Annotated in this window: 8 protein-coding genes; 3 read left to right on the top strand and 5 right to left on the bottom strand. The window is 70.5% G+C overall.

Going from position 1 to position 9091, the window contains the following annotated elements; genetic code table 11:
* The first annotated feature begins 6 nt into the window (after positions 1 to 6).
* A complete protein-coding gene (locus ACIN94_RS31855; protein ID WP_400714418.1) occupies positions 7 to 240 on the top strand; it encodes a zinc ribbon domain-containing protein in 234 nt (77 codons plus the stop codon).
* A 92-nt stretch (positions 241 to 332) separates the two neighbouring features.
* Here the strand turns inward: ACIN94_RS31855 and ACIN94_RS31850 are convergent, their stop codons facing one another.
* The 5 genes from ACIN94_RS31850 to ACIN94_RS31830 all read right to left on the bottom strand — a co-directional run bounded on the left by ACIN94_RS31850 (position 333) and on the right by ACIN94_RS31830 (position 7081).
* Positions 333 to 1274 (bottom strand): carbohydrate kinase, encoded by a 942-nt coding sequence (locus ACIN94_RS31850; protein ID WP_400714415.1) that lies wholly within the window; start codon positions 1272 to 1274, stop codon positions 333 to 335.
* Between the two features lie 187 nt (positions 1275 to 1461).
* Complete coding sequence (locus ACIN94_RS31845) at positions 1462 to 4260, bottom strand: PEP/pyruvate-binding domain-containing protein (RefSeq protein WP_400714412.1); 2799 nt, start codon at positions 4258 to 4260, stop codon at positions 1462 to 1464.
* A 414-nt stretch (positions 4261 to 4674) separates the two neighbouring features.
* Entirely contained in the window at positions 4675 to 5334 is a 660-nt protein-coding gene (locus tag ACIN94_RS31840) for a hypothetical protein (RefSeq protein ID WP_400714409.1), read from the bottom strand.
* A gap of 360 nt (positions 5335 to 5694) precedes the next feature.
* On the bottom strand, positions 5695 to 6378 hold the full coding sequence (locus ACIN94_RS31835) for a pentapeptide repeat-containing protein (RefSeq protein ID WP_400714406.1): 684 nt from the start codon (positions 6376 to 6378) through the stop codon (positions 5695 to 5697).
* A gap of 10 nt (positions 6379 to 6388) precedes the next feature.
* Positions 6389 to 7081 carry a helix-turn-helix transcriptional regulator gene (locus ACIN94_RS31830; RefSeq protein WP_400714403.1) on the bottom strand — a complete coding sequence of 231 codons (693 nt, stop codon included), beginning with the start codon at positions 7079 to 7081 and terminating at the stop codon, positions 6389 to 6391.
* 98 nt (positions 7082 to 7179) lie between these two features.
* Between ACIN94_RS31830 and ACIN94_RS31825 the strand changes: the two genes are divergently transcribed.
* Positions 7180 to 7611 carry a hypothetical protein gene (locus ACIN94_RS31825; RefSeq protein WP_400714400.1) on the top strand — a complete coding sequence of 144 codons (432 nt, stop codon included), beginning with the start codon at positions 7180 to 7182 and terminating at the stop codon, positions 7609 to 7611.
* Positions 7612 to 7673: 62 nt separating this feature from the next.
* The gene (locus ACIN94_RS31820) at positions 7674 to 8909 is read left to right on the top strand and encodes an NAD(P)/FAD-dependent oxidoreductase (protein WP_400714397.1); all 1236 of its coding nucleotides are present in this window, start codon (positions 7674 to 7676) and stop codon (positions 8907 to 8909) included.
* Positions 8910 to 9091: the final 182 nt, after the last annotated feature.

The following is a 9091-nucleotide window of genomic DNA, read 5'->3' as shown; positions in this document are numbered from 1 at the left end:
TGCACGGTGGTGGAGGCGAGGTCCCGCGAGAGCCAAGCGGTCTTCGCCTGCGCCACCTGCGCTCATCGCGAGCACGCGGACGTGAACGCGGCGAAGAATATCAAGGCGGCAGGGCTTGCCGTTTCAGGGCGTGGAGACCTCCAGCCGTTGGGCGGGTCGGCGAAGCGTCAACCACCCCGCACCGCTGAGTGCGCCCCTCCGGGTGGCGTGTCGGCGGCGCGGGGAATCTCGGTCCCTTGAGGGCCGAGAGGAGGTCAAAGGAGAGACCTGATCGTGGGTGCGTGGAGTGCGACGCGACTGGAATTTGCGCTGCCGCCCCGCGTCGCCGCCCGTCAGCCGGCCAGGTCAGGTGCCCACGGCGGGTTGGCTCCGGCCACCGAGCAGGTGAGCGTGGCGACGCGGACGGCGAAGGCCGCCGCGTCCACGGCCTGGTCGAGGCCGAGGACGTCGAGCCGGCCGCCGAGCAGGCCGGAGGCGTGCAGCCGGTGGAGGAGACCAGCGGTGAAGGAGTCGCCCGCGCCGACCGTGTCCACGACGGCCGTGGCGGGCGCGGGCACCGTCGCGCGCTCGCCATCCACCGAGACGGTCGCCCCCCGGGAGCCGCGGGTCACCACGACCAGGCGGACGCCCGCGGCGTGCCAGGTGTCACAGGCCTGCTCGAAAGGCACCCCGGGGTGGATCTGCTCCAGGTCGTCGTCGCTCAGCTTGACGATGTCGGCGAGCTTGCACCACACGGGCATCCGCCCCCGGTAGACGGCGGGATCGACGAGCTCGGCGCGGACGTTGGGGTCGATCGACACGGTGGCCCGGGCGGCGGTCCTGCCCAGCAGCTCCTCGACGTGCTCGGCACCGGGGGCGCGCACCAGCGCGAGGGAGCCGGTGTGCAGGCAGGAGACGTCGCCGAGCCGCCCGGCGGTCAGCTCCGCCGGGCTCCACGCCCAGTCGGCGGCGCCCTCCGCATGGAAGGAGTAGCATGCCTGACCTGACTCGTCCAGGGTGGCCACCGCCAGCGTGCTGGGCTCGTCGGCGGTGACGCAGCCGGTCAGGTCGACCCCGGAGGACTCCAGGTGGGCCCGGAACAGGGCACCGAAGGAGTCGCGGGAGATGCGCCCGAGGAAGCGGGTGGGGGTGCCGAGGCGGGAGAGCGCCACGGCGGTGTTCGCGGGACCGCCGCCGGGGAGGACGCGCAGGGTGAGCTCGCCCTGCGACGGGCTCCCGGTCGCGAAGGCGTCGGCGACGCACTCACCGAGCACGGCGACCTTGGTAGGGGACATGCTCCCGCCTTTCTGGGGGCGTGCCGGGAGGCACTCCGACTCAGCGGCCGGCCACGGATGTTTCCTCCCGCGGAGTCCACTATCCATGGCAACCGATGTCAACGGTGACATCTGACACCTGAGTCCCGTCTCGGCCGCCGGCGGCCGAGACGGGACGGGCGCCCCCGTATGGTCCGGGCGCCCGACCTCAGGTGATGATCACCGCGCCGGAGGTGCCGTCCACGGTGATCCGCTGGCCGGTGACGATGTGCCCGGTCGCGCGGGCGACGCCCACCACGGCCGGGATACCGTACTCGCGGGCGACCACGGCGCCGTGGGAGTTCGCACCGCCCATCTCCATCACCAGGCCGCCCGCGGTCAGGAACAGCGGGGTCCAGCCCGGGTCGGTGGAGGGGCAGACCAGGATCTCGCCCGGCTCCAGGTGGGCGCCGACGGGATCGAGCACGACCCTGGCCGTGCCGGTTACGTTGCCCGCGGAGGCGGGGGTGCCGGTGAGCGCGCCGTCCACCGGGACCGCCGTCGCGACGGCCTCGGGTTCGGTGCCGTCCGACAGCAGGACGCGCGGCACATGCCGGCGGCGCAGCTCGCGCGCGGACTCCTCGCGCCGCGCGGAGACCAGCGCCCGCGGCATGACGGGGTGCGGCGGTGCCGTCTCGCCGGAGGCGCTCTCCCCGGACGCGGCCGTGAGGGCGTCGCGGACCTCTTTCATGGTCAGGAAGAAGACGTCGTCGGGGGAGTCCAGGACACCACGGGCGGTCAGGTCGGCGCCGACGGTCCGGAGTTCCGCGCGCATGGCGGCCAGGACGGTCACCATGAGGAACTTGGGCAGCTCGCGCAGGCCGATCAGGGCACGGGCCCGGCCGAGGGCGAAACGGACGACCCCGCCGCGGACCCCCCCGGCGCGGGCGCCCAGAGTCCTGATCATGAGCGTGGCCTCCGTGGCGCCCTTGGCGAACAGGGCGTCGGGGGCCAGGGCCGGATCATCCAGGCGGAGGTAGTTGGCCAGGACGCCGATGATGTGCGTCGGATCCTCCGACCAGCGCGGGACCCCGAGGTCGATCTCGGCGACCGTCCGCACGCCGTAGACCTTGAGGAACCCCGACAGGCCCTTCTGGACGGCGCCGGGCAGCGAGCCGGCGTGGAAACGCCCGGCGAGCTCGGCGGCGGGAGTGCTGAGCATCAGGGACGCGGCGCCGTCGTCCGCGCGGATCCGCTCGGCCAGGTGCCACAGGGCCAGGTCCATCTCAGTGGTCACGTTGTGCGGAAGCCCCCGCAGGACGGTCTGGAGTTCGCCGGGCCGGGCGCGGTCTCCGAGCAGGCGATAGGCCAGGCCGAGCATGGCGAACCCGGCCGCCGCTCCCGGAATGATCTCGGGGAGCAGCGGGAAGGCCCGGGTGCCGAGGATCTGCTCGACGCGGTCGAGCCGCTGCCGGGAGGTGGCGGTCGCCGGGGACGCCAGCCGTACCTCCAGCGTCGCCCTCAGCCGATCCGCACGCCTGTGCGCAGACGCGGGCGTCAGCAGGGCCTGTACGACACGCGGCAGGATACGGAAGCGGGCCACGTTCCTGACGAGCCGCCGCAGGGCGGGCCGGACGGAGCGCTGGGTCATGTCGAAACGAGGGTCGCCGGACAGGCCGCGCAGCACCGTGGCCGACCTGGCCTCCATCACGTCGAGCACCAGAGGGAAGAGCACCCGGCCTACCCGGCTGCGCACGATCCCGGTGACGTCGAGGAACATTCGGCCGCCCGCCTCGGCGAACTGCGGCGCCCCGTCCCGCCGGTCGGCCACCGGGACCCCCGCCAGGCCGGCGAGCGACGAGGACAGCAGCCGGAAGGCCGACATGCCCAGCGGGGTGATCGGCACGTGGAGACCCTGGGCCAGGCTGAAGCAGAAGTAGATCCGCGTCCCGCCGGTCCCGCCCGACGCGGAGTCTCTCGCCTTCCTTCCCGGCGCCTGGCCCCCCTGCCCGCTCGGAGCCGGGCCGGTGTCGAACGCCGGGCACGGCCGGTGGTCTCCTCCCGTACCTCCGGCCGGCACGCGGTGCCGGGGGATCGGGAAGAGGGTGGTGATCGGACGTGACTGGGTCAGCCACAGTGTGCCGTCGGCGTCGATGGCCCACTCGGTGTCCTGGGGTGAGCCGTAGTGGGCCTCGACCCGGCCACCCAGTTCGGCCAGTGCCCTGACCTGGGCATCGGTGAGGCAGGCCTCGTCCATCCCGGTTTCGACGTGCTCCACTCCGCCACCGGGCAGGGACCGTACGGCCAGCCGCTTGTCGCCCGGCCGCCGTTCGGTGATCCGCCCGCTGGCGGTGTCCACCACGAATCGGTCGGGGTTGACCGCGCCGGAGACCACCGCCTCGCCGAGACCGGGACTGGCGTCGATCACCGCCTCGTGGCGCCGCCCGGTGACCGGGTTGGCGGTGAACATCACCCCCGCCACCTCGGACTGGATCATCTCCTGGATCACGACGGCCAGCCGCACGGTCCGGTGGTCGATGCCGTGGGCCGCGCGGTAGGCCACGGCCCGGTCGGTCCAGAGCGAGGCCCAGCAGCGCCGGACCGCGTCCAGCAGGGATTCGTCACCGACCACATTGAGGTAGGTGTCCTGCTGCCCCGCGAAGCTGGCGTGCGGCAGGTCCTCGGCGGTGGCGGAGGAGCGGACGGCGACGGGGCCGTGCGCGCTCCGCCGTACGACGTCGGCGATGTCATCGGGCACGGGAGCGGAGAGAACGAGCTCGCGGGCCCGGCCGGCCAGCTCGTTCAGGGACTGCACGTCATCGGCGCGGGTGACGGCCAGGACGTCGAGCACGTCATCGAGACCGGCCTGCGCGGTGACCCGGCGGTAGGCCTCGGTGGTGACGCACAACCCCGGCGGGACGGGGAACCCGGCGGTGGTGAGCATGCCGAGATTGGCGGCCTTGCCGCCGACGAGGGGCAGCATCTCCGCCCCGATGTCATCAAATTTCAGGATCAGTGGGGTGGACATGGGGGCGTCTCCTTGGGGCTTCACCGAGCAGCGACACGGCCCGGACCACGAGCCCGCGGAGCGTCCGGGCGGCCGGGGACGCCGAGCGTCGTGACCGTGGATCACGGAGGACTCGTCGCTCTCGAATCCGTGCGGCAGCCGGAGCGGAGGCCGGGGAGCGGGACTCACCTGCAACGCTAGGCCGGGCCGTCAGAGAAGTCAACAAGTGATGAAATTAGGTTCGAGCCCCGCCGGCATGCGAGCCATAAGCCATAAGCCATAAGCCATGAGTCGGGAGTCAGCGGCCGGGGCTGACGGCCGGGGAGCCGGGGCGAGGGCTGGGGGCGGACCCCGGACAGACAACGCGGCGACGGCGCCGACCGTGGTGAGGTCGGCGCCGTCGCCGGAGTGGGAACGCGCGGTCAGGGCTAACGCCTAGTTGTTACCCCATCCCAGGAGCCAGACCTGCCCGTTCGCGCCGTAGCGGTTCTTCTGCCACGGGTGGATCCGGGAGCCGCACCCGCCGGTCTGCGGGTTGTAGAACGTGCAGAAGTGCCAGCGGTCGGTGACGTCCCAGACGTTCCAGCCGACCCCGTAGCTCTCGATGCTCTGGCAGCCCTCGTATCGGTAGGTGGGCCAGTTCGTGCCGCCGGTGCAGCTTGCCGAGGTGTAGGTGACCTGGACGCCGTCGCCGCACCAGGTGTGGTCGGCGGTGCCTCCGAGGTTGGGGGCGCTGTACCCCGTCTGCAGATACCAGCAGCCTGAGGCGAGATTCTGGGCGCTGCTCTTCTGGGGCTTTCTGGTGGGAGCCAGGACGCCCGCGGCGAGCTTGTTCTTGGACGCGTCGATAATGGTGGGAGGGGTTTCCTGCTGGCGGGACATGTCGATGTACTGACTCAGTCCCTTCCTGTGGATCTCGGCGGCGGTCAGGGCGCGGGCCTTGGGCGGGGTGGGGTCTTCCGCCGAGGCGCGGGGGGCGGGCGAGGTGTTCGGGATGCTGGTTTGCGCGTAGGAGGAAGCTCCGAGACCCATGACGGTGGCCGCTGCGAAAGCGCAGGTCACCGCGGTCTGGACGAATTGTCGCTTCGATGGCATGCAGCATACTCCTTATACAAAATGGCGCGCCATGGGTGGAATTTATCGATACTCCCGCCCCGGTGCGATCTTGTCGGCCTGGGAAATATATAAACTCCCCTCTCGCGCCGTGGAGGAATTGGCCTCCCAGAAGGTAAACGAATTTTTGCACGCCACTTCGGCCATAGGGCTTGCGTATTCCGAAATCTGTGAAGCGGCAACTGCCGTCCGATTGTCGGGATGCTGATTTCGCATATATAAAAGCGATTCAAACGGACTGAGTGTTTTATTTCATCCGTTCATACGCATTTTCCGTGCATCCCGGCCGGTCCGTGCGCCGCCTGTCGAGGCCGTCCCCTGCCGATGCCGACCACGCGGCCGTCATTCCTCGATGGTGATCCCCATGGCGCCTGCCAGGCTGTAGACCAGTCCCTGGGCGTCTCGGCTCTTGATGGTCACGCCCCTGAGGCTGGTCACGCCGCCGATCCCCAGCAGCACGCAGTCGGCGAACCGCGCTCCCTCCATCTGCGCGCCGGAGAACTGGGCCCCCGCCAGGTTGCAGCGCTCGAACCGGACCCCTCTCAGGTCCGCGTTCTGGAAGTTGACCTCTGTCAGGGCGCAGTCGCGGAAGACGGCGTGCTTGAACGTCGAGAACCGGAACCCCGTCAGGTCGGCGCGGCAGCCGTCGAACGTCACGTTCTTGAACCCGCACTCCGACCAGGTCATCCCGGTCAAGCGGCTCGCCGACACCCGGGTGCGGTGCATCGACGCCGCCCTGGCCGCCATGCCCGACAGGTCGCAGCGTTCCAGCTCCACGTTGGAGAAACCGCCCCGGCGCATCGCCGTACCCGAGAACCGCGTGTCGACGAACCGGCACCCCTCGAACTCGACCCCGTCCGCGTCACGCGAGGACAGGTCGACGCCCCTGAACTCCATCGACGTGTAGGAGCCGTCCTCCTCGAGATCGTCGTCGAGGAGTTCCACGAGGGTGAGCGACGACGCCAGCTTGGGGGAGAGGGGCTCTTTCACGCCGTGCGGCCGGGCGGGAGAGGTGTGAGAAGGCATGCGGCGGAGCTTAGTCAGGCGAGGGCCTGAGCCGTACGCAGCAGTGGGGCGGGGTGGGGGCGAGATGGGCGGTCAGTCCGGTGGAGCCGAGGCCGGACAGGAGCCCGTCGAGCAGGCGCAGGTTCATTCCGCACACGAGTTCGGGGTTCTCCTGCGCCAGGGTGTGGAAGGGGCAGTTTCTGAGGACGATCTCGTCCCCCTCGGCGCGCGGCTCGTAGCCGTGCGCCTCAAGCGCGCACAGTGTGGTGGCCCGGATGTCCCGGTCACCGGCGGCGGGACGCGCCGTCTCTCCGAGATCCCTGCCCAACTGGTAGGCGCGCCGGTCCAGAACGGCCCGCGGTGAGTCCCCGGAGCGCTCGGCTTCCTGGAGGGCGGTGGCCAGGAGTCGCCCGGCCAGCTCGTAGTGGCGCTCCGGAAGGGACACCGTGACGTCGCACTTCGACCGCCGGTACAGCTTGGCCGGTCGGCCGGCGCCGGGTCCGGTGCGGCCCGTGCGCCGTTCGAAGACGACGTCGAGCAGGCCCTGGTCCGCGAGTCGTTCGAGGTGAAAGGCCACGGTCGTGCGTGGCATCTCCAGGGACTCGGCGGCCTCGTCGCGGCTCACCGGTTCTGGCTGGCGCACGACGTGGTCGTACACCCGTCGGCGCGTCGGCTCGTCAAGTGCGGCGACGGCGGCGATCTGGGTAACCCTGTGCTCCTCCACGGGGCCATTCTATAGCCAACATCTATTGACGAAATAAATCCGGGAGGCTTAGCCTGCTTCTAACGGAAGTGAATGTTGTCATTAGAAGGAGGACTCTCATGAGCCCTGACGTGTCAACGACCGGTCTTCCACGTCGAGCCGCCCTGTCCGACCCGGGCTATCAGGCCTTCCTGCTGCTGCGCACGGTGTTCACCGTGGCGCCGATCCTGTTCGGACTCGACAAGTTCGCCAACCTGCTCGTCGACTGGCCGTCCTACCTCGCACCGTGGATCGACACCATCGTCCCGGGCACCGCTGGACAGGCCATGTACGTCATCGGCGTCGTCGAGGTCGTGGCCGGGATCACGGTCGCGCTGATACCGCGGTTCGGCAGCTGGCTCGTCGCCGCCTGGCTCGCCGGGATCATCGTCAACCTGCTGACCGTCCCCGGCTTCTACGACATCGCCCTGCGTGACTTCGGCCTGCTGGTCGCCGCGGTGGCGCTCGCCCGGCTGGCCTCCCGGTACGCGCCCGCCCCGCGCACCTCCTAGATCTAGATCGACGCGCTCCGTATTCATTGGAACCGGGACGGTAATCGGATAGGAAGAGATCTATGACTACCGAGCAGACGTTCGTCATCGTCGGAGCGAGCCTGGCCGGGGCGAAGGCCGCCCAGTCCCTGCGGGAGGAGGGGTTCGAGGGCAGGGTCGTGCTGATCGGCGCCGAGACCGAACGCCCCTACGAACGGCCTCCGCTCTCGAAGGGCTACCTGCTCGGCAAAGAGGAGAAGGCCAAGGTCTACGTCCACGACGAGGGCTGGTACGCGGAGAACACCGTCGAACTGCTGCTCGGGCACCGCGTGACGGGCATCGACCGGGCCGGGCGCCAGGTGGAGCTCGACGACGGCCGGCGGTTCGGCTACGACAAGTTGCTGCTCACCCCCGGTTCCTCCCCGCGCCGCCTCGACGTGCCCGGCGCCGACCTGGACGGCGTGCACTATCTCCGCGAACTCGGCGACTCCGAGCGGCTGCGCGAGGCCATCCGCGCCGGCGGCAGGGTGGTCGTCGTGGGGGCCGGCTGGATCGGGCTGGAGACCGCGGCCGCCGCCCGGGAGTACGGCTGCGAAGTGACCATCGTCAAGCCGCAGCCGGTGCCGCTCCGGGCCGCGCTCGGCCCGGAGATGGGTGCCTTCTTCGCCGATGTGCACCGGCGGCATGGCGTTGACTTGCGGTTCGGCCTGGGGGTGACCGGCTTCGTCGGCGACGGGCGCGTCCGGGCGGTGGCCACCGACGACGGCGGCGAGATCCCGGCCGACGTGGTGATCGTCGGCGTCGGCGTGCGCCCCAACACCGAACTCGCCGAGCGGGCGGGCCTGGCCGTGGAGAACGGGATCGTCGTCGACGCGTCCCTGCGCACCGACGACCCCGACATCTACGCGGCCGGTGACGTGGCCAACGCGTTCAACCCGCTGTACGGCACCCGCATCCGCGTCGAGCACTGGGCCAACGCGCTCAACGGGGGACTGGCCGCGGGCAAGGCCATGCTCGGCCAGGACGTCGTCTACGACCGGCTGCCCTACTTCTTCACCGACCAGTACGACGTCGGCATGGAGTTCTCCGGCTGGTTCGCGCCGGGAGGGTACGATTCCGTCGTCGTCCGCGGCGAGCTGGAGGCACAGGCCTTCCACGCCTTCTGGCTCGCCGGAGGCCGCGTCGTGGCGAGCATGCACGTCAACCAGTGGGACGAGGGCATCGGCCCGGTCCAGGAGCTGATCCGCAGCGGCGCCCAGATCGACCCCGCCCGGCTCGCCGACCCCTCGATCCCCCTGGCCGACCTCGTCAAGGCCTGATCCGCAGAGCCCGTGACGGGCCGGCTCTGATCTGGTGGCCGATCTCCGCGCTCTCTGTCGTGCCGTACGGGATAAGAGCGCAGCGATGGCGGTGGGGTGGTCGGGCGCCGCGCTTTCTGCAGCGCCGTAAGGGGGATCGGGAGGAGTCTGCTCCTCGAATGGTGAGGCTGGGTCTGCAGACT

It is taken from the genome of Streptosporangium sp. NPDC087985 (assembly GCF_044741965.1).
In the GTDB taxonomy this organism is placed as follows: Bacteria; Actinomycetota; Actinomycetes; order Streptosporangiales; family Streptosporangiaceae; genus Streptosporangium.
The sequence above is the reverse complement of the archived record's forward strand: the minus strand, read 5'-3'. Positions and strand labels throughout refer to the sequence as shown.

Bases quoted from the DNA above. Each gene is read 5' to 3' on its own strand.
- ACIN94_RS31850 (WP_400714415.1), bottom strand. From the start codon at position 1,274: ATGTCCCCTACCAAGGTCGCCGTGCTCGGTGAGTGCGTCGCCGACGCC.
- ACIN94_RS31845 (WP_400714412.1), bottom strand. From the start codon at position 4,260: ATGTCCACCCCACTGATCCTGAAATTTGATGACATCGGGGCGGAGATG.
- ACIN94_RS31840 (WP_400714409.1), bottom strand. From the start codon at position 5,334: ATGCCATCGAAGCGACAATTCGTCCAGACCGCGGTGACCTGCGCTTTC.
- ACIN94_RS31835 (WP_400714406.1), bottom strand. From the start codon at position 6,378: ATGCCTTCTCACACCTCTCCCGCCCGGCCGCACGGCGTGAAAGAGCCC.
- ACIN94_RS31825 (WP_400714400.1), top strand. From the start codon at position 7,180: ATGAGCCCTGACGTGTCAACGACCGGTCTTCCACGTCGAGCCGCCCTG.
- ACIN94_RS31820 (WP_400714397.1), top strand. From the start codon at position 7,674: ATGACTACCGAGCAGACGTTCGTCATCGTCGGAGCGAGCCTGGCCGGG.